The sequence below is a fragment of the Micromonospora echinaurantiaca genome (assembly GCF_900090235.1).
GTDB classification, from domain to species: domain Bacteria; phylum Actinomycetota; class Actinomycetes; order Mycobacteriales; family Micromonosporaceae; genus Micromonospora; species Micromonospora echinaurantiaca.
The window spans coordinates 4,822,031-4,841,384 of sequence record NZ_LT607750.1 but is presented as its reverse complement, the minus strand read 5'-3'; the positions used below and the strand labels follow the sequence as shown (position 1 = coordinate 4,841,384).

General features: G+C 74.5%; 15 protein-coding genes. 12 read left to right on the top strand and 3 right to left on the bottom strand.

What is annotated here, in order from left to right; all coding sequences use genetic code 11:
- Positions 1–11: 11 nt before the first annotated feature.
- Positions 12–983: a golvesin C-terminal-like domain-containing protein gene (locus GA0070609_RS35050; RefSeq protein WP_331716884.1), complete on the bottom strand. Its 972-nt coding sequence runs from the start codon at positions 981–983 to the stop codon at positions 12–14.
- 171 nt (positions 984–1,154) lie between these two features.
- Here GA0070609_RS35050 and GA0070609_RS21660 point away from each other — a divergent pair, with 171 nt between their 5' ends.
- The 6 genes from GA0070609_RS21660 to ispG all read left to right on the top strand — a co-directional run bounded on the left by GA0070609_RS21660 (position 1,155) and on the right by ispG (position 7,594).
- Positions 1,155–1,730, top strand: a complete 576-nt coding sequence (locus tag GA0070609_RS21660; RefSeq protein WP_088995475.1) for a GNAT family N-acetyltransferase — start codon at positions 1,155–1,157, stop codon at positions 1,728–1,730.
- 94 nt (positions 1,731–1,824) lie between these two features.
- Positions 1,825–3,141 (top strand): family 43 glycosylhydrolase, encoded by a 1,317-nt coding sequence (locus GA0070609_RS21655; RefSeq protein WP_088995474.1) that lies wholly within the window; start codon positions 1,825–1,827, stop codon positions 3,139–3,141.
- 109 nt (positions 3,142–3,250) lie between these two features.
- Entirely contained in the window at positions 3,251–3,904 is a 654-nt protein-coding gene (locus tag GA0070609_RS21650) for a Uma2 family endonuclease (protein ID WP_088995473.1), read from the top strand.
- A 43-nt stretch (positions 3,905–3,947) separates the two neighbouring features.
- Positions 3,948–5,162 carry a 1-deoxy-D-xylulose-5-phosphate reductoisomerase gene (dxr, locus tag GA0070609_RS21645; protein WP_088995472.1) on the top strand — a complete coding sequence of 405 codons (1,215 nt, stop codon included), beginning with the start codon at positions 3,948–3,950 and terminating at the stop codon, positions 5,160–5,162.
- Positions 5,162–6,412, top strand: a complete 1,251-nt coding sequence (locus tag GA0070609_RS21640) for a M50 family metallopeptidase (RefSeq protein ID WP_088995471.1) — start codon at positions 5,162–5,164, stop codon at positions 6,410–6,412. Before dxr ends, GA0070609_RS21640 begins: the two co-directional genes overlap by 1 nt.
- 9 nt (positions 6,413–6,421) lie before the next feature.
- Positions 6,422–7,594, top strand: a complete 1,173-nt coding sequence (ispG, locus tag GA0070609_RS21635; RefSeq protein WP_088995470.1) for a flavodoxin-dependent (E)-4-hydroxy-3-methylbut-2-enyl-diphosphate synthase — start codon at positions 6,422–6,424, stop codon at positions 7,592–7,594.
- A gap of 134 nt (positions 7,595–7,728) precedes the next feature.
- Here ispG and GA0070609_RS21630 read toward each other — a convergent pair whose 3' ends face one another.
- Complete coding sequence (locus tag GA0070609_RS21630) at positions 7,729–8,316, bottom strand: PadR family transcriptional regulator (protein ID WP_088995469.1); 588 nt, start codon at positions 8,314–8,316, stop codon at positions 7,729–7,731.
- 122 nt (positions 8,317–8,438) lie between these two features.
- Between GA0070609_RS21630 and GA0070609_RS21625 the strand changes: the two genes are divergently transcribed.
- The 6 genes from GA0070609_RS21625 to GA0070609_RS21600 all read left to right on the top strand — a co-directional run bounded on the left by GA0070609_RS21625 (position 8,439) and on the right by GA0070609_RS21600 (position 18,115).
- Positions 8,439–9,665: an MFS transporter gene (locus GA0070609_RS21625; protein ID WP_088995468.1), complete on the top strand. Its 1,227-nt coding sequence runs from the start codon at positions 8,439–8,441 to the stop codon at positions 9,663–9,665.
- A gap of 55 nt (positions 9,666–9,720) precedes the next feature.
- Positions 9,721–10,560 carry a GNAT family N-acetyltransferase gene (locus GA0070609_RS21620; protein ID WP_088995467.1) on the top strand — a complete coding sequence of 280 codons (840 nt, stop codon included), beginning with the start codon at positions 9,721–9,723 and terminating at the stop codon, positions 10,558–10,560.
- A gap of 85 nt (positions 10,561–10,645) precedes the next feature.
- Positions 10,646–11,527 (top strand): ATP-binding cassette domain-containing protein, encoded by an 882-nt coding sequence (locus GA0070609_RS21615; protein WP_088995466.1) that lies wholly within the window; start codon positions 10,646–10,648, stop codon positions 11,525–11,527.
- The gene (locus GA0070609_RS21610) at positions 11,524–13,758 is read left to right on the top strand and encodes a YhgE/Pip domain-containing protein (protein WP_088995465.1); all 2,235 of its coding nucleotides are present in this window, start codon (positions 11,524–11,526) and stop codon (positions 13,756–13,758) included. The genes GA0070609_RS21615 and GA0070609_RS21610 overlap by 4 nt, the downstream gene beginning before the upstream one ends.
- A gap of 29 nt (positions 13,759–13,787) precedes the next feature.
- Complete coding sequence (locus GA0070609_RS21605; protein WP_231928371.1) at positions 13,788–14,381, top strand: TetR/AcrR family transcriptional regulator; 594 nt, start codon at positions 13,788–13,790, stop codon at positions 14,379–14,381.
- Positions 14,382–14,506: 125 nt separating this feature from the next.
- Complete coding sequence (locus GA0070609_RS21600; RefSeq protein ID WP_088995463.1) at positions 14,507–18,115, top strand: ATP-binding cassette domain-containing protein; 3,609 nt, start codon at positions 14,507–14,509, stop codon at positions 18,113–18,115.
- 115 nt (positions 18,116–18,230) lie between these two features.
- Here the strand turns inward: GA0070609_RS21600 and GA0070609_RS21595 are convergent, their stop codons facing one another.
- Positions 18,231–19,298, bottom strand: a complete 1,068-nt coding sequence (locus tag GA0070609_RS21595; RefSeq protein WP_088995462.1) for an NADH:flavin oxidoreductase/NADH oxidase — start codon at positions 19,296–19,298, stop codon at positions 18,231–18,233.
- Positions 19,299–19,354 lie beyond the last annotated feature (56 nt).

The following is a 19,354-nucleotide window of genomic DNA, read 5'->3' as shown; positions in this document are numbered from 1 at the left end:
GAGCGTGGTGGTCAGCCCAGCGGCTGCACCTCGCTGGTGCTGCGGGTGGCGTAGAAGCAGCCGGTGGTGGGCAGGCTGGTCGCCGCGGGCGGGGTCACCCCGTCGTAGAGCGCCAGCAGGAAGTTCTGCGGGCACCGCCGGGTGCTGCCGGTGCGGATGCCGAAGTGCAGGTGCGGCCCGGTGGAGTTGCCGGTGTTGCCGGTGAGGCCGAGCTGCTGCCCGGGCGCGACCGAAGCGCCGTTGCTGACCGACCAGGCCGAGAAGTGGCAGTAGGTGTAGACCGCTCCGTCGGTGCCGGTGAGGTTGACGCCCTGCCCGCAGGAGCTGTCGTTGATGATGGTCACGGTGCCGGCCCGCACCGCGTACGCCCGGGTGCCGGTGCCGACCGGGAGGTCGATGGCGGGATAGTCGTGGTGCGGGTCGTCGTACTCGCTGCGCGGCAGCGCGCTCTTCGGCAGCGGCAGGGCGAAGGCGGGGTTGCCGGAGGTGGACGTGATCCGGACGGCGTCCGCGACGACGTAGCCCGTGCCGTTGGTCCACCGGCTGACCCCGACCACGGGCCGGTCGCCGGCGGCCAGGGTGAAGGTGCCGAGGCTGACCCAGCGGCCACCGTTGGCGCGCTGGTTCACCACAACTGTCTGGTTACCGCTGCTGGTCGCGACGATGAACGGGGTGGCGTCGTTGTAGCCGGCGTCGGCCGGGTACCACACCTCGACGAGGTGCGCGCCGGTCGCCGCGATCGAGGCGCTGAACCAGGCGGCGTCGCTGCCACCGGTGTACGGCGTCGCGAACCGGTAGTCCGCGCCGTTCTTCTGGCTGGACCAGGACGACGTGCCCCAGTTGGTGCTGGCGGTGAAGCGCCCGGCGGTGGCGTTGTCCACGGTGACGGTCGCCGCGGACGCGGATCCGGCCGGGCCGAGCAGCACCATGGCGGCTGCGGTCAGCCCGCCGACCAGGGCGCGCGCGGCGGTGGCGAGTTTCACGGGGTCCCTCCCGGGGGTCAGGGGTGCGAGGGGCGGTGGAGTGAAGGTATTTAACCAATATCAATCGATGATCGTAAGAGAGCTACATAGATCCGCATCGGTCGAATGGTGACCCCCGGTCGGCCGTGCCGTTCCCCTCCCGGCCGCCCCGACTCGTTAAGATCGCCGGCCATGACCGTTCTCACCACGGACCGCCTGGTCCTGCGGGACTGGACCGCCGATCCGGCCGACCTGGCCCGGATCTGGGACATCTACTCCCGGGTCGAGATCACCCGCTGGCTGGCCGCGTCCGGGCTGCCGCTGACCGACCCGGCGCAGGCCGCCGACCGGTTGCGGATCTGGCGCGAGCGGCACGCCGACCACGGCGGCCGGTACGGCACCTGGGCGATCGAGGTACGCGACACCGGCCGGGTGGCCGGCACGCTGATCCTCAAGCCGCTGCCCGGCGCGGACGGGGTGACGCCCACCGACGACATCGAGGTGGGCTGGCACCTGCACCCCGACTCGTGGGGCCACGGATACGCCACCGAGGCGGCCCGGGCGGTGCTGGCCCGCGAGTTCGCCGCCGGCACCCGACAGGTGTACGCCGTGGTCGCCCCCGGCAACGACCCGTCCATGGCGGTCTGCCGCCGCCTCGGCATGACCCACCTCGGCCAGCGCACCGACTGGTACGCCGGCGAGGTGCTGGAGACGTTCGTCCTGGCCGCCCCCGCCACGTCATCCCCGGCGGATTCCGGCCGGCGGTGAGTGGGCGGCGGTGGCCGAGACGGCACGTCCGCCTCGCCCATCGCCCTGATGGCGAAACTTTTCAATGCATCGATGTCTGTGGTTGACTTTCGTCATGCGGAGAGGTCTCGTCTGGCTGGCGGCCGCGCTCGTCGCCAGTCCCCTGCTCGTCAGCCCGGGCGTGGCCGCGGCTGCCACCGCGACGCCGTCGCTGGTCATCGCCAGCGACTTTCCGGACCCTGACGTCGTCAGGTTCGGCAGCACCTACTACGCGTACTCCACCAACAACGGCAACGGGAACGTCCCGGTCGCCACGGCCAGCTCGCTGACCGGACCGTGGACCAGGCGGCCCGACGCGCTGCCGACCCTCGGCGCCTGGGCCAACGGGGGCTTGACCTGGGCCCCCGACGTGTCCCAGCGGGCCGACGGGCGCTACCTGCTCTACTACACCGCGCGCAGCCGGGCCACCGGCCGGCAGTGCATCGGCGCCGCGCTCGCCACGTCGCCGCTCGGGCCGTTCACCGCCGTCGGCACCCAGCCGCTGATCTGCAACGCCGGCGAGGGCGGCGACATCGACGCGGCGAGCTTCACCGACAGCACCGGGCTGCGCTACCTGCTCTACAAGGACGACGGCAACGCCATCGGCCAGCCCACCAGCCTCTGGCTGCAACAGGTCGCGGCCGACGGGGTGACCCTGCAGGGGGCCCGGGTCGAGCTGCTGCGCAGCGGCCGCCCCGAGGAGGCCGGCATCATCGAGGCGCCGGTGCTGACCAAGGTCGGCGCGCAGTACGTGCTGTTCTACTCGCTCGGCGGTTACGGCGGCGACGGCTACCAGACCAGCTACGCCACCTCGACCTCGCTGACCGGTCCTTACACCAAGGCGTACCGCTCGCTGATGACCACGGCGTCGCTGGATTCGGCCGTACGCGGCCCGGGCGGCGCGGACGTGGTGCGCGAGGCGAGCGGCGACCACATCGTCTTCCACGGCTGGATCAACAACTACTCCGCGCGGGGCATGTACGTGGCGGCGCTGGGCTGGGCGGGTGGCTATCCCGTCGTGCGGGGCAGCCGGGTGCGGTACGAGGCGGAGCGCGGCGGGCTCAACCACTGCTCGGTGCGCAGCGCCCCGGGCGCGTCGCAGGGGCAGGCGGTGGCGTACATCGACTACGCGGACAGCTGGGTCGAGGTGACCGTCTTCGCGCCCAGGTCCGGTGGGTACCGCGCCCACGTGGCCTACGCCGCCGGCTACGGCGACGCTGAGCACACGCTGACCGTCAACGGCGGCAGTCCGCAGGTCGTCAGGTATCCCAACACCGGGTGGGACGTCTGGCGGCAGGCGGGCGTCGACGTCACGCTCAACGCGGGATTCAACACGCTGCGGTTCACGCACCGGAGCCGCTGGGCGGAACTCGACTTCGTCGAGGTGGCGTAGCGGGCACCCGAAGCTCCCCGAGGTCGGACACGGTGTGCGACCCGGTGCCGGAGGGGCGGCGGCACTAGGCTGGGTTGACGATGATGGTCCGCTGAGGGGGTGAGCTTGGATGGCCCAGGCCGCGTTCACGCCGGAGCCCGATCCGACGCCGCAGCCCACTGAGCCGTCGTTCGACGTGTTGCGGTGGCACGACGAGCCGTGGACCGCCCAGCTCGCCCTCGACCTCTTGCCGGAGACCAACGGCCCCAAGGTCGAGGTCCTGAGCGGAAGCGTCATCGTGACCCCACACGCTGGAATCGATCATCAATCGGTCGAACGGGAACTGCCCTACCTGCTGCATCGCGCCGCACGCCGAGCCGGGCTCTGGGTCTACCCGGAGATCAACCTGGTGTCGGGCAAGGACCTGTTCATCCCCGACATCGCGGTGCTCCGGTCCTCGGGCGGTGGCCGCTCCGCTGTCGACATCGGCCAGGCGGTGCTGCTCGGGGAGATCGTGTCGCCCGGCAACCGGCGCAAGGACGTCATCGACCGGCCCTGCGAGTACGCGGCCGCCGGTGTGCCGTTCTTTCTCCGCGTCGATCTGCGTAACCGGGTTCCGACCATCGCCCTGTTCGAGCTGGCCGACGGCGAGTACCGTCCGCTCTCCGCCGCCGCGGCGGGAACCGTGTTCACCATGACGACGCCGTTCGACTTCGCCGTCGACCCGGCGGATCTGCTCGACGAGGAGGCGCCGGCGGAGGAGTCGGCGGCGGGGGAGGGCTGAGGCTCCCGGCGGGCGCGCGGACGGGCTGGGGAAGAATGGCCGGGTGACCTCCCCCCGAGAACTGGTCCTGCTCGGCTCCACCGGGTCGATCGGAACCCAGGCCATCGACATCGTGCGGCGCGACCCGGACCGGTTCCGGGTGGTCGCGCTCGGCGCCGGCGGCGGCAACGTCGACCTGCTCGCCGCCCAGGCCCTCGAACTGGGCGTGGACGCGGTCGGGGTGGCGAAGGCCTCCGCCGCCCAGGACCTCCAGCTCGCCTTCTACGCCGAGGCGAGCCGCCGGGGCTGGGCCAGCGGCGACTTCAAGCTGCCGAAGATCGTGGCCGGGCCGGACGCGATGACCGAGCTGGCGCAGTGGCCCTGCGACATCGTGCTCAACGGCGTGGTGGGCTCGCTGGGGCTGGCGCCGACGCTGGCCGCGCTGCGCGCCGGGCGTACCCTCGCGCTGGCCAACAAGGAGTCCCTCGTCGCCGGCGGCTCGCTGGTCAAGGCCGCGGTGACCCGGCCGGAGCAGATCGTCCCGGTGGACTCGGAGCACTCGGCGCTGGCCCAGTGCCTGCGCGGCGGCAGCCGCGGCGAGGTCCGCCGGTTGGTCGTCACCGCCAGCGGCGGACCGTTCCGGGGCAAGCGCCGCGAGGAGCTGACCCGGGTCACGCCGGAGCAGGCGTTGGCCCACCCGACCTGGAACATGGGGCCGGTCGTCACAATCAACTCCGCCACCATGGTGAACAAGGCGCTGGAGGTGATCGAGGCGCACGAACTGTTCGACGTGCCGTACGCCGACATCACCGTGATGGTGCACCCGCAGTCGGTGATCCACTCGATGGTCGAGTTCACCGACGGCTCCACCCTCGCCCAGGCCAGCCCGCCGGACATGCGGCTGCCGATCGCGCTGGCCCTCGGCTGGCCCGACCGGGTCGCCGACGCCGCCGCCGCGGTCGACTGGACCACGGCGCACACCTGGGAGTTCGCGCCGCTGGACGACGCGGCGTTCCCGGCCGTCGCGCTGGCCAAGGCCGCCGGCGAGGCCGGCCGCTGCCGCCCGGCGATCTACAACGCGGCGAACGAGGAGTGCGTGGCCGCCTTCGTGGCCGGCCGGCTGCCGTTCCTGGGCATCGTCGACACCCTCGAACGGGTCCTCGAGGAGGCTCCCGATTTCGGCGAACCAGGTACCGTCGAGGACGTGCTCGCGGCGGAGTCGTGGGCGCGCGCGCACGCGCAGGAGATCATCATCGCGGGTTCGGTGGAAGGAGCTTGATGGCGTACCTGCTCGGGGTGGTGCTCTTCGCCCTCGCCATCCTCATCTCGGTGAGCCTGCACGAGGCGGGCCACATGCTCACCGCCAAGGCGTTCGGCATGAAGGTCACCCGCTACTTCGTCGGCTTCGGCCCGACCCTCTGGTCGTTCAGGCGCGGCGAGACGGAGTACGGCGTCAAGGGCATCCCGCTCGGCGGCTTCTGCAAGATCGTCGGGATGACGCCGCAGGACGACGACGTCGACCCGGCGGACGAGCCGCGGGCCATGTGGCGCTTCCCGGTCTGGAAGCGGACGATCGTGATGTCCGCCGGCTCGATCACCCACTTCGCCCTGGCGCTGGTCGCGCTCTGGGTGATCGCGGTCACCGCCGGCCTGCCCAACCCCGACTTCCCGAGCAGCGAGGCCGAGATCCGCAAGGAACCGGCCGTCATCCAGCTCTCCGAGTGCGTGGTGCCGGAGAACGCGATCCGCCCGTGCACGCCCGCCGACGCGGCCAGCCCCGCCGAGCAGGCGCAGCTGCGCGACGGCGACCGGATCACCGCGGTCAACGACACGCCGATCAACAACTACGGCGACCTGCTCACCACGCTGCGCACGCTCAAGCCGGGCGAGACGGCGCGGATCGCGTACGTCCGGGACGGCCAGCCGGGAGGCACGGAGGCGGTGCTGGCGAAGACCCAGCGCCGGCCGCTGGACGACCCGAACGGCGCCGTCGGTGACGTGGCCGCGCTCGGCGTCGGCCTGATCCCCAGCACCCCCACGCGGACGACGTACGGGCCGGTGGCCGCGTTCGGCGCGACCGCCGACTTCACCGGCGACATGGCGGTCAACACGGCCAAGGCCCTGCAGCGGATCCCGCAGAAGATCCCGGCCCTGTGGACGGCGATCACCGGCGGCGAGCGGGACGTGGACACCCCGATCAGCGTGGTCGGCGCCAGCCGGCTCGGCGGCGAGGCCGTGGAGAACAACGCCTGGTACCTCTTCTTCATGTTGTTCGTGTCGCTGAACTTCTTCATCGGCGTGTTCAACCTGCTGCCGCTGCTGCCGCTGGACGGCGGGCACATCGCGATCGCCTGGTTCGAGCGGGCCCGCTCCTGGCTCTACGCCCGGATCGGCCGTCCCGACCCGGGCCGGGTCGACTACCTCAAGCTCATGCCCTTCACGTACGCGGTGATTCTGATCGGTGGCGCGTTCACGCTGCTGACCATCACGGCGGACGTCGTCAACCCGATCACGCTCTTCTCAAGGTGAGTGCCTGAAGTGACCGCTGTCAGTCTCGGTATCCCCGCCGTACCGCCCCCGCCGCTCGCACCGCGCCGGGCCAGCCGCCAGATCATGGTCGGTTCGGTGCCGGTCGGCGGTGGCGCGCCGGTCTCGGTGCAGTCGATGACCACCACCCTCACCGCCGACGTCAACGCCACGCTCCAGCAGATCGCCGAGCTGACCGCGTCCGGCTGCCAGATCGTCCGGGTCGCCGTGCCCAGCCAGGACGACGTCGAGGCGCTGCCGGCGATCGCCAAGAAGTCGCAGATCCCGGTCATCGCCGACATCCACTTCCAGCCGAAGTACGTCTTCGCCGCGATCGACGCCGGCTGCGCCGCGGTGCGGGTGAACCCGGGCAACATCCGGCAGTTCGACGACAAGGTCAAGGAGATCGCCAAGGCGGCCGGCGACGCCGGGGTGCCGATCCGGATCGGCGTGAACGCCGGCTCGCTCGACAAGCGGCTGCTCGCCAAGTACGGCAAGGCCACCGCCGAGGCGCTCGTCGAGTCGGCGCTCTGGGAGTGCTCGCTCTTCGAGGAGCACGGCTTCCGGGACATCAAGATCTCGGTGAAGCACAACGACCCGGTGGTGATGATCCGGGCCTACCGCCTGCTCGCCGAGAAGTGCGACTACCCGCTGCACCTGGGCGTCACCGAGGCCGGCCCGGCCTTCCAGGGCACCATCAAGTCGGCGGTCGCCTTCGGCGCGCTGCTGGCTGAGGGGATCGGCGACACCATCCGGGTCTCGCTGTCGGCCCCGCCGGTGGAGGAGATCAAGGTCGGCGCGGCGATCCTGGAGTCGCTCGGGCTGCGCGAGCGGGGCCTGGAGATCGTCTCCTGCCCGTCCTGTGGCCGGGCCCAGGTGGACGTCTACAAGCTCGCTGAGGAGGTCACCGCCGGCCTGGAGGGGCTGCCGGTGCCGCTGCGGGTGGCCGTGATGGGCTGCGTGGTGAACGGCCCCGGTGAGGCCCGCGAGGCCGACCTGGGCGTGGCCTCCGGCAACGGCAAGGGCCAGATCTTCGTCAAGGGCAAGGTGGTCAAGACCGTGCCCGAGGCGCAGATCGTGGAGACGCTGATCGAGGAGGCGCTGCGCATCGCCGACGAGATGGGCGCCGAGCTGCCCGAGGAGCTGCGGGCCATGCTCCCCGGCCCCACCGTCACCGTCCACTGACCTACCGGGCGCCTCGCCGTCCCGACCGGGCCGAGCGCACGCACCAACAGAGAAAGAGTGGCCATCCCCCGTGGAATGGCCACTCTTTCGCTGTCTGAGCGAGCGGGTCCGGGGCGGCCCGGGGCGGCCCCGGGTCACTCGGATTCGGCGAGGATCGCGTAGAGCTTGCGGCGGGTCTCGTCGAGCACTTGGGCGGCCCGCTCCCGCTGGTCGTCGGTGCCGGTCATCATCACCTGGCGCAGCGCGTGCATCGCCTGCGCGCCGGCGTCCCGGATGTCGTGCCAGCTGTTGACCGTGTCCTGGGCGAACTCCGCCCAGGGCGGGGTCTGTGCCGCCTCGGTGGCCTCCGCCCGGCCGGCCTCGGTCAGCGCGAACCGCTTGCGCCCGCCGCCGGCCTCGTCGGTGCTCGCCGCGATCAGCCCCTCGTCCTCCAGCAGCTGCAGGGTGGGGTAGACCGAACCCGGGCTCGGTCGCCAGGCGCCGCCGGTGCGGGAGTCGATCTCCTGGATCATCTCGTAGCCGTGCATCGGCCGCTCGACGAGCAGGGCCAGCACGGCGTGCCGGACGTTGGGCCGGCGTCCCCGGCCCCGGCCGCGACCGCCCCAGCCGCCGCCCCAACCGCCGTGACCTCCCCGGCCGCCGTGGCCGTGCGGGCCGGGCGGGAAGCCGAAGCCGCGCATCCGCGCCTCATGCAGTTCGTGCAGTTTGCGATGGAACCCCATGGTTCCTCACCTTCTCTCGTGCTGTCGCTGATGCATCGACGATATATCGGCAATGTGTCGTCGACAAGGCTGTGGCGGAGGCCACCAACAAACCGTACGTACGTCTTGTTAGGCTCTCGGGCGTGCGACTGCTCCCAGAACCGGGCCCGGCCCGGACCCTCACCCTCGGCACCCTGGTCCGGACCGTCGGCCGTGGCCTCTGGCTGGCGGCCAGCGCGCTCTTCCTCACCCGCTCGGTGGGGCTCACCGCCACCGAGGTCGGGCTCGGCCTGACCGTCTCGGCGCTGGTCGGCCTGTTGGCCAGCGCCCCGACCGGCTACCTCGCCGACCGGCTCGGCCCCCGCGGCACCCAGATCGGCGCACTGGTGGCCGGCGGCGTGCTGACCGCCGCCCTGGTGACGGTCGGGTCGTTTCCGGCCTTCCTCGTCGTCGGCGCCGCGACCGCGCTGGCCGACGCGGCCGACCGGGGCGCCCGGGGCGCGCTGATCGCCGGCTCCGTCCCCGCCGACCAGCGGGTACGCACCCGCGCCTACCTGCGCGCCACCACCAACGTCGGGATCTCGGTCGGCGCGGTGCTCGCCGGGTTCGCCATCGCCCTCGACACCCGCGCCGGTTACGTGGCGCTGATCCTCACCGCCGCGGGGACCTACCTGGCCGCCGCCGCGGTCTTCACCCGGCTTCCGGCGATCGCCCCGGCCCCGGTCCCGGCGCACGGCCCGCGGCTGATCGCGCTGCGGGACCGCCCCTTCCTCGCGTTCACCGTCCTCGACGGGCTGATGTCGATGCACTTCAGCCTGCTCAACATCGCCCTTCCGCTCTGGATCGCCGGGCACACCCGGGCGCCGGCCTGGGTGATCTCCGCGTTGCTGCTGGTCAACACCGGCATGGTGGTGCTGTTCCAGGTGCGCGCCGCGCGGGGCACCGAGAGCCTGTCCGGGGCCGGCCGGGCGGCCCGGCGGGCGGGCGTGGCCATCGCCGTCGCCTGCGTGCTCTTCGCCGCCGCGGGTGACCTGCCGACCGGCGCCGCGATCGCGCTGCTGGTCTGCGGGGCGCTGGCGCACGTGATCGGCGAGCTGTGGCATTCCGCCGCGGGCTGGGGCATCTCGTTCGGGCTGGCGCCCGAGCACGCCCACGGGCAGTACCAGGGCGCCTACAGCATGGGCTTCGAGTTGGGCCGGATGCTGGCGCCGGCCGTGGTGACCACGCTGGCGATCGGCTGGGGCGTACCGGGGTGGTTGCTGCTCGGTGGGCTGTTCCTGCTGCTCGGGGCGCTGGTGCCGGTGGTGGTCCGGTGGGCCGCCCGGACCCGGGTGGCCGGGCCCGCGGCCGACCCGGTCCCCGTGGGCTAGCCGGGCTCGTCACTCGACCCGCGAACCGGGGGTCGGTCATGGCAGGCTGGTAGGCGTGCTGACGGTGCCGGTACGGCAACTGGGGGAATCGGAGCGCCGCGCGGTGGAGCGGCTGCTCGACCTGGACCCGTTCGCGGGCGCGCAGGTCGCCGAGCGGGTCGCCGCGCGCGGCCTGGCCTGGTGGCGGGCCGAGGGCCGGGTGCTGGGCTACGGCACCCGCCGCCACCTGGAGTCGGTCTGCTGGCTGGGCGGCAACCTCACCCCGGTGCTCGCCAGCGAGCCGGCCGTGGCCGCCTACGCCGACCTGCTCGCCGGCGAGGAGCGGCTCTGCTCGTCGATCGTGGGCCGGGCCGACGCCGTGCTCGGGCTCTGGGACCGCCTCGCCGAGGCCTGGGGACCCGCCCGGGACGTACGCCCCAACCAGCCGTTGCTGGCCACCGACGCGCTGCCAGTGGTGCCCGCCGACCCCGAGGTGCGCCGGGTGCGCAGCGGGGAGATCGACCGCCTCTTCCCGGCGGCGGTGGCGATGTACACCGAGGAGGTCGGCGTCTCACCGCTCGCCGACGACGGCGGGCGCAGCTACCGGCGGCGGGTCGCCGACCTGGTCCGGGCCGGCCGGGCGTACGCCCGCTTCGTCGACGGCCAGGTGGTCTTCAAGGCGGAACTGGCGGTGGTCACCCGGCGGACCGCCCAGGTGCAGGGGGTCTGGGTGGCCCCGGAGTGGCGGGGCCGGGGGATCGCCACCGCGGCGATGGCGGCGGTGGTACGCGACGCGCTGCTGCGCGCGGCGCCCACCGTCAGCCTCTACGTCAACGACTTCAACCTGCCTGCCCGCCGGGTCTACGACCGGTGCGGCTTCCGCCCGGTCGGCACCCTGGCCACCGTGCTCTTCTGACCCGGCTCCGGCCTCCGGCGCGAGGCGGGGCTATGCTGGCCATGTTTTTGTACTGACTGGTCAGTTCAAAGGGGGTGCCGGGTCGATGGTGGTCGTCGAGGCGAGCGGGATCGGGCTGCGTACCCGCCGGGGCTGGGTGTTCCGGGACGTCGACCTGACCGCCGCACCGGGAGAACTGCACGCGGTGACCGGGCCGCCGGGCAGCGGGCGCACCTCGCTGCTGCTCGCCCTGGCCGGGCGCTTCCCGACCAGCGAGGGGCGGCTGCTCCGGCACGGGCCGGCGGCGCTCGGGCAGGTCGCCGGGGTGCACGAGCCCGATCCCGCGCTGACCGTCGCCGAGCACGTCCGCGAGCGGCTGCTGCTGCTCGGTCCGGTGCCGGGTCGGCGCCGCCGGCTGACGCCGGTGGCGGCGGTCCGCGCCCGGCGGGCGTACCGGCGGGAGGCGCTCGCCACCGCGCTCGGCGGAGCCGGGTTCGCCGACGACGCGCCGCTCGACCCGGACACCCGGGGCCGCGACCTCACCCCGGTGCAGCGCCAGGTGCTCGGCCTCGTGCTGGCCACGCTGAGCGGGCCCGGCCTGATCGTCGCCGACGACGTGGACGCCGGCGCGGACGCGCCGGAGCGCGCCTGGCTCTGGTCGGCCCTGGCCCGCCTGACCGACCAGGGGTACGCCGTGGTCGCCAGCGCCCGGGCCGTCGAGCCGGACACCCGGGCGATCGTGCACCGGCTCGGCGAGTCGCCCGCCGACCCGCCGTCCGCCGTGCCCGCTCCGCCTCGCGCCTCGGCCCACCCGGCCCCGGCCGCCGCCGGCGCCGGTGACCCGGAGGAGCCGGAGCCGGCCGGCCGGCGGCGGGAGGACGACCCTTCCCCGGCGGCCACCGGAAGCGCCACCACGACCGAACCGGCCGCCCCGGCGCCCGATGGCCCGGCCGCACCCGCTACCGAGACCGCCGAGGAGACCCGATGAGCGTGCTCCCACTCGCCCGGTTCGAGCTGCGCCGGCTGACCCGGGGGCGGCTGCCCCGCGCGGCGCTCGCCGTGCTCACCGTCATCCCGCTGCTCTACGGCGCGCTCTACCTCTACGCGTTCTGGGACCCGTACGGGAAGCTGGACCGGATCCCGGTGGCGCTGGTGAACGCCGACCGACCGGCCACCGCGACCGACGGCAGCCGGGTACAGGCCGGCCAGGACCTCACCGACGAACTGCTCGACCGGCGGGTGTTCGGCTGGCACGTCACCGACTCCCGGGATGCCGCGGCCGGCCTGCGCAGCGGCCGCTACCACCTGGTCTTCGCCATTCCGGTGGACTTCTCCGCCACCCTGGTGGCCAGTCCGGAGCCGGACCGGCCGGCCCGCCGGGGCGAGCTGAAGCTGGTCAACGACGACGCCACCAACTACCTCTCCGGCCTGCTGGCCCGCTCGGCCTTCGGCGAGATCAGGGCCGCCGCCGCCGAGTCCGCCGCGAAGGACTACTTCGCCCGGATGCTGGTCGGCTTCACCGACGCCCGGGCCGAGACAGCCCGGGCGGCCGACGGGGCGGGGCGGCTCGCCGACGGGCTCGGCCAGTCGGAGGCCGGCGCCGGGAGGATCGCCGACGGGCTGGGCACGTCCGAGGCGGGCGCCGGCCAGCTCGCCGACGGGCTGGGCGGCGCCGCCGCCGGCGCGGACACCCTGGCCGCCGGACTCGACCGGTCGGTACGCGGCGCCGACGAACTCGCCGCCGGCCTCGGCGAGCTGCGCGCCGGCGCCGGCCAGCTCGCCGACGGCACCGCCCGCGCGGCCACCGAGACCCGAGCCGTGGCCGACCGGGTGAACGGCGCGGCCGACCGGATCGAGCCGGTGCTGCGGGACAACGCCGAACGGATCGAGGAGGCGGCGACCGCCATCGCCGAGGGCGCGCAGTCGCTCGCCGACGGCCTCGATGCCCTGCCCCGCCGTGCCGAGGCGGCGGTCACCCGGGCGGAGGAGGTGCGCGACCGGCTGGACACCCTGGTCGCCGAGCACCCCGAGCTGGCCGACGACCCGAGCGTGGTGGCGGCCCGGGCCGCCGCGGCCGCCGCGGTCGAGGCCGCCCGGGCGGTCACCACCACGCTGGACGACGCCGAGCTGACCGCACTCCGCGACCGGATGACCCAGGTGGCCGCCACCGCCCGGGAGATCGCCGCGGCCGCGCCGCACCTGGCCGACGACGTGGCCGCCGCCCGGGCCAAGGTGGACGAGCTGGCCACCGGGCTGGGCACCCTGGCCCGGGGCACCGCCGAGCTTCGTGACGGCCTCGGTACGGCGGCCGGTGGCGCCGACGAGCTGCGCGGCGGGCTGTTCCGGCTCGCCACCGGCGCGCGGGAGCTGGACGGCGGGTTGACGCGGCTCGGCGACGGCAGCCAACGGCTCGCCGACGGGCTCACCCGGCTGGAGTCCGGGGCCGGTGACCTGTCCGCCGGCCTGACCCGGCTGGGCGGCGGCGCGGGCGAGCTCGCCGACGGCCTCGCCGCGGGCGCCGACCGGCTGCCCGGGTACGACGACGCCGAGGCGCGCGCCGACGTGCTCGGCGACCCGGTGGCGCTGGAACGCAGCACCCGCAACCCGGCCGGCGCGTACGGGGTGGGCTTCGCCCCGTACTTCCTCGGGCTGGCGCTCTGGGTCGGCGCGATGATCACGTACCTGCTGCTGCGGCCGCTCAACCGGCGGCATGTGATGTCCGGCGCGCCCGCCTGGCGGGTCGCGCTGGCCGGTTGGCTGCCCGCCGCGGCGATCGGGCTGGCCCAGGCCGGGATGCTCTCCGCGGTGGTCACCCTGGCGCTCGGGCTGGACCCGGCCCGCCCGGCCGCCACGTTCGGGCTGCTCGCGCTGGCGTCGCTGGCGTTCACCGCGATCGTGCAGTGGCTGGGCGCGCAGCTCGGCCCGGCCGGCCGGCTGGCCGCGCTGGCGCTGCTGATGCTCCAGCTCACCTCCTCCGGCGGCACCTACCCGGTGCAGACCTCGCCGGGCTTCTTCCAGGCCATCCACCCGTGGTTGCCGATGAGCTACCTGGTGACCGGCCTGCGGCACACCGTCAACGGCGGGCCGGTCGGGCCGGTGCTGACCGGAGCGGCAGTGCTGGCCGGCTTCGCGGCCGGCGCGCTGGCGCTCACCGTGGCCGCCGCTCGCCGGTCCCGGCGGCTGACCCCGGCCACCCTGCATCCCGAGCTGACCATGTGAGGATGGGCGGGACGCGGACGGGAGGGCGAGTGACGGACGGACGGTCGCGGCGGCGGGTCGACACCCGGCAGCGCCTCTTCGAGGCGGCCGTGGAACTCATCGCCGAGCAGGGCTTCTCCGCGACCACGGTGGACGACATCGCGGCCCGCGCCGGTGTGGCCAAGGGCACCGTCTACTACAACTTCGAGTCCAAGACGGTGCTCTTCGAGGAGTTGCTCCGGCACGGCATCGGGCTGCTCACCGCCGAGTTCCGGGACGCGGTGGCCGGCCTGCCGCCGCGCGAGGCGCTCGCCGCGCTGGTCCGCGCCGAACTCGACTACATCCGGCGCTACCGGGCCTTCGCCCAACTGCTGCTGTCGGAGATGTGGCGGACCAACCGGGAGTGGCAGCAGACGCTGCGGCTGCTGCGCGGCGAGGCGATCGAGGTGATCGCCGAGACGGTCCGGGCCGGGGTGGCCAGCGGCGACCTGCCCGCCGACCTGGACGTGCGGACCGCCTCGTCGGCGCTGTTCGGGGTGGGGCTGGTGGTGGCCGTGGACTGGCTGGTCTTCCAGCCCGACCGGCCGATCGAGGACGTGCAGGAGGCCCTGCTCGGCATCGTCCGCCGGGTCGCGCAGACCTGATCGGGCGGCGGCGCCGGTCACCCACAGTGGTGACGCCCATTCTCCCCGCCGCGTAAATCCGTTGATCCGCATCCGGCGAACCCGCAGGCTGGAGTTTCCCCCCACCGATACCCGGAGGACCTGCCATGCGCCTGCTCCGAGATCTGTGGGCCACCTCGCCGCGCCGGATGGCGATCGTGACCTGCCTGATCGTGCTCGGCGCGGGCGGCCAGGCGGCCGCGTCCGCGCTGGCCGGGCCGGTGCTGGTGCACCGGTCGGGCGGGTTCTTCGCCGCGCTGGCGGTGGGCCTGGTCGCCGCCGTGCTGAGCGACCTCGCGGTGAGCCTGCTGATGGCCGGACTGACCGCCGACTGGTCCGCGCACGTGCGGCGCCGGCTGTGCCGGGTGGCGCTCGGCCAGGACCTGCCGACCCTGGAGACCACCCCGGTCGGCGAGCTGCTCGACCGGATCGACGGCGACGTCTACCAGGTGGCCGCGTCGGTGCGCAACCACGGCGTACGGATCGCCCAGGGGCTGGCCGTGGGGGTGCTTTCGGCGGCCGTCGCGCTCACCGTCTGGTGGCCGGTCGGCGTCGGCATGCTGCTGCTCACCGCCGTGCTGGCGGTCGCGCTGCGCCGCCCGACCGCCCGGATCGCCCCGGCCCGGATGGCCGAGGAGGAGGCGTGGTCGGACCTGGCCGCGGTGATGGAGGAGGCCATCCACGGGCAGGACGACGTCCGCACCAGCCTGGCCCGGCCGTACGTGCTGCGCCTCTACGCCCGGCGGGCGGCCGAGGTGCTGTCCCGGGGCGTCCGGGTGTGGCGGATGTCGGCGAAGGTCACCACGGTGGCCGCCGGGGTCACCCGGGGCGGGATCGCCGCGGTGGTGCTCGGCGGGGCGTGGGCGCTGGCCACCGGCCGGGTCGACGCGGCCCGGCTGACCGCGGTGTGGCTGCTCGCGCTCGGCTTCGGGCTGACCGTCGAGCACGTCGCCCGGATGGTGCCGGAACTGCAGTACGCGCTCGGCGCGTGGGCCCGGGTCCAGCTGCTGGAGGGCGCCCGGCAGGAACCGACCGGCGGGTCGGGCCCGACCGAGGGCGACCTGGCGATCCGCGACCTCACCTTCCGCTACCCGAGCACCGACCCGGACGGCGAGCGCGGGCCGGCGCTGCGCGGCGTCGACCTGACCTTCGTCCGGGGCCGCTCGTACGCCCTGGTGGGGCGGACCGGATCGGGCAAGTCCACGCTGGCCAAGGTGCTCACCCGGGCGGTCGAGCTGCCCCGCGGCACCGTATTCCTGGCCGGCCGCGACCTGCTCGACCTCGACCTGGAACAGCTGCGCCGGTGGATCGCCGTGGTGCCGCAGCGCACCGAGATCCTCGCCGGCACGCTCGCCGAGAACGTCGCGCTCTTCGATCCGGAGCTGCTCGACGACGCCGCCCGGGCGCTGCGCGAACTCGGCCTGGCCGGCTGGATCGCGGAGCTGCCCGACGGGCTGGACACCCGGCTCGGCGAGGGTGGGCACGTGCTGTCGGCCGGGCAGGAGCAGCTGGTCGCGTTCGCCCGGATCCTGGTCCGCGACCCGCACGTGGTGATCCTGGACGAGGCCACCGCCCGGCTCGACCCGGTCACCGAGGCGCGGGTGCAGCGGGCCACCGAACGGTTGCTGCGCGACCGGATCGGCATCGTCATCGCCCACCGCCTCTCCTCGGTGCGCCGCTGCGACGAGGTGGTGGTGATGGCCGACGGCACGGTGGTCGAGGCCGGCCCGCTGCGCGAGTCGGAGCGCTTCGCCGAGCTGCTGGCGACCAGCCACAGCGCCGCGTACGCCCAGGTCGGGTCGGGGGTGCGGGCCGGCGGCGGCACCGACCTGCTGACCGGGCCGGAGCCGGCGGACGGCTGGCCGCCGGCCGAACTGGACCGGCCGGCGACCGGGCCGGACCCGCTGGCCCCCGGCGAGCTGGACCGGCTGGCGCCGACCAACCTGGACGGGCTGGCGCCGAGCGGGCCGGACCGGGCGCCGGAGCCGGACCGGGTGGAGGCGCCGCCGAAGGCCGAACCGCCGCCGCTGCCGCCACCGGAGCCCGCCCGTACCCTGCGGGAGATCTTCCGGCTCTGCCGCAACGACGCCCGGTACGGCCTGGTGGCGGTCGCCCTGTTCGTCGCGATCATGGTGCTCGGGCTGGACGGGGCGGTGCTGCCCTGGCTCTGGGCCGACCTGGTCGACGGGTTGGGCGACCCGTACCTGCCCGCGCTCGGGATCGTCGTCGCGCTGCTGGCGACCATGCCGATGCACTACGCCACCAACCTCTGGTTCCCCCAGTGGTGGGTGCGGCAGATGCTGCGGATCAGCCTGCGCCTGGTGCACGGGCAGACCGGGCCGCGCCGGGTCAGCGGGCACACCCCGGCCGAGGTGGTGGCCCAGGGCGGCGACACCGAGCGGGTGGTGCAGCTCGCCGACAACCTGCTGGACCAGTTCATCTCGCTGGTGCTGGTGGTGGCGATGACCGTGGTCACCGGGAGTGTGGTGCCGGCGCTGTTCTTCCTCGGCACGATGGTGGTCTCCGGGCTGGCCGCGACGCTGTTCGGGCCGCGGCTGGAGCGCTCCGCCCGGGCCACCGTGGCGGCCCGGGCGGCGTTCGCGACCGCGCTGGTCTCCACGCTGTCGGCGGCCCGTACGGTGAAGCTCGCCGGGTCGACCCGACCGGTGCTGACCCACCTCGCCGGCCTGGACGTGGTGCGCAGCGACCGGCAGCGCCGGGAGATCTCGGTGCAGGTGTGGGCCCGGTCCACCCCGGCGCTGGTCAGCGGGCTGCTGCCGATCGGCGCCTGGGCGCTCTTCCTGGCCGGTGGGCTCTCCGCCGGGGCGACCCTGGTCGCGGTCGCCACGCTCGGCGCGGCCCGGTGGTTCGCCTGGACCACCGCCTCGCTGGTGTCCCAGTACCCGTCGGCGAGCGTGTGGACCCGGCGGACGGTAGCGATGACCGGGGTGGCGGCGTACTCGGCCGAGGTGCCGGGGGTGGACCTGGGCGCGGGAAGCGCGCCGGCCCCGCCGGTGCCGCCCCGGCACCCGCTGCGCCGACTGGAGCTGACCGGCTTCGGGGCGCGGCACGAGGACGGCACGGTGGCCGTCCGGGACGTCGACCTGACCGTCGAACGCGGCCAGCTGGTGCTGGTCGTCGGCCCGGTCGGCTCGGGCAAGTCGTCGCTGCTGCGGGCGCTGGCCGGGATCGTGCACCACACCGGCCGGCTGACCTGGAACGGTGAGCCGGTCACCGAGCCGGAGCTGTTCCTGCGTCCCAACCAGGTCGGCTACGTGGGCCAGCTGCCCCGGGTGCTCTCCGGCACGGTGGCCGACAACATCACCCTGGGCCATCCGGTGGACGCCGCGGCGGCCGTGACGACCGCCCAGCTGGAGCACGACCTGGCCGCCGCCGGTGGCGGGCTGGGACTGCTGATCGGGCACAAGGGGACCCGGCTCTCCGGTGGGCAGTTGCAGCGGTTGGCGCTGGCCCGCGCGCTGGCTCCGCGTACCGAGCTGCTGGTGGCCGACGACGTCTCCTCGGCGCTGGACGTCACCACCGAGCTGGCGCTCTGGCGGGCGCTGCGCGAGCACGGGGTCACGGTGATCGGCTCGACCTCCAAGCGGGCCGCCCTGGTCCGCGCCGACCACGTGGTGGTGCTCCAGGCCGGCACGGTCGCCGCCCAGGGCCCCTGGCGCGACCTGGAACCCCACTGGTCCCACCTAGCCGGCTGACCTCCCCGCCCTTCGGGCTCGCCCGCCCCCCGCCCGCGTTGATCATGAGGTTGGCGGTAAAGAATCCGACATAACGCCCCGCTAACCTCATGATCAACGGAGCAGAAGGGGTGGGTCAGGTGGCGCGGAGGTACTGGGCGGGCCAGGTGGGGGTGGCGCCGAGCTTGGCGGCGGCGCGGTGCGGCCAGTACGGGTCGCGCAGCAGCTCCCGGCCGAGCAGCACCAGGTCGGCCGCGCCGGTCGCGACGATCTGCTCGGCCTGCTCCGGCTCGACGATCAGCCCGACCGCGCCGGTGGCGACACCCGCCTCCCGGCGGACCCGGGCGGCCAGCGGCACCTGGTAGCCCGGCCCGACCGGGATGCTCGCGCCGGCGGCGGCCCCACCGGACGAGCAGTCCACCAGGTCCACGCCCGCGCCGGCCAGCTCACCGGCGAGCACGACGCTGTCCTCGACCGTCCAGCCGCCCGGCACCCAGTCGGTGGCCGAGATGCGGGCCAGCACCGGGACGTCCTCGCCGACCGCGGCGCGGACCGCGCGGGCCACCTCCAGGGTCAGCCGCATCCGGCCGGCCCGGTCGCCGCCGTAGTCGTCGCGGCGGTGGTTGGTCAGCGGGGAGAGGAACTCGTGCAGCAGGTAGCCGTGCGCCGCGTGGATCTCCACCGCGGCGAACCCGGCGTCCACCGCCCGGCCGGCTGCGGTGGAGAACGCCTCGACCACGCCGGCGATGCCGGCCGCGTCCAGCGCGGTGGGCACCCGGTAGTCCGGCTGGAACGGCTCGATGCCCGGGCCGACCGGGGTCCAGCCGCCCTCGGCGTCGGGCACCCCGCCCCGCCGCGGCGCCCACGGCCGGTACGTCGACGCCTTGAACCCGGCGTGCGCGAGCTGCACCGCCGGCACCGCGCCGTGCGCGGCGAGGAAGGCGGTCACCGGCCGCCAGGCGTCGACGTGCGCGCCGGACCAGAGGCCGGTGTCCTGGGGGCTGATCCGCCCCTCCGGCAGCACCGCGGTCGCCTCGGTCAGCACCAGCCCGACGCCGCCGGCCGCCCGGGCGCCCAGGTGCACCAGGTGCCAGTCGGTGGGCAGGCCGTCCGGCCCGGCGCAGTACTGGCACATCGGCGCCATGGCGACCCGGTTGGGCAGCGTCACCCCGCGCAGGGCCAGGGGCGTGAAGAGCTGACTCATGGGCGACATCCTCCCGGTACGGCGGCGCGGACCCCCGGGCCGGGGGTCCGCGCCGG

Coding starts and splice junctions, on each gene's coding strand:
- GA0070609_RS21650 (WP_088995473.1), top strand. CDS start 3,251: ATGGCCCAGGCCGCGTTCACGCCGGAGCCCGATCCGACGCCGCAGCCC.
- GA0070609_RS21630 (WP_088995469.1), bottom strand. CDS start 8,316: ATGGGGTTCCATCGCAAACTGCACGAACTGCATGAGGCGCGGATGCGC.
- GA0070609_RS21640 (WP_088995471.1), top strand. CDS start 5,162: ATGGCGTACCTGCTCGGGGTGGTGCTCTTCGCCCTCGCCATCCTCATC.
- GA0070609_RS21610 (WP_088995465.1), top strand. CDS start 11,524: ATGAGCGTGCTCCCACTCGCCCGGTTCGAGCTGCGCCGGCTGACCCGG.
- GA0070609_RS21615 (WP_088995466.1), top strand. CDS start 10,646: ATGGTGGTCGTCGAGGCGAGCGGGATCGGGCTGCGTACCCGCCGGGGC.
- GA0070609_RS21595 (WP_088995462.1), bottom strand. CDS start 19,298: ATGAGTCAGCTCTTCACGCCCCTGGCCCTGCGCGGGGTGACGCTGCCC.
- GA0070609_RS21655 (WP_088995474.1), top strand. CDS start 1,825: ATGCGGAGAGGTCTCGTCTGGCTGGCGGCCGCGCTCGTCGCCAGTCCC.
- GA0070609_RS21660 (WP_088995475.1), top strand. CDS start 1,155: ATGACCGTTCTCACCACGGACCGCCTGGTCCTGCGGGACTGGACCGCC.
- GA0070609_RS21600 (WP_088995463.1), top strand. CDS start 14,507: ATGCGCCTGCTCCGAGATCTGTGGGCCACCTCGCCGCGCCGGATGGCG.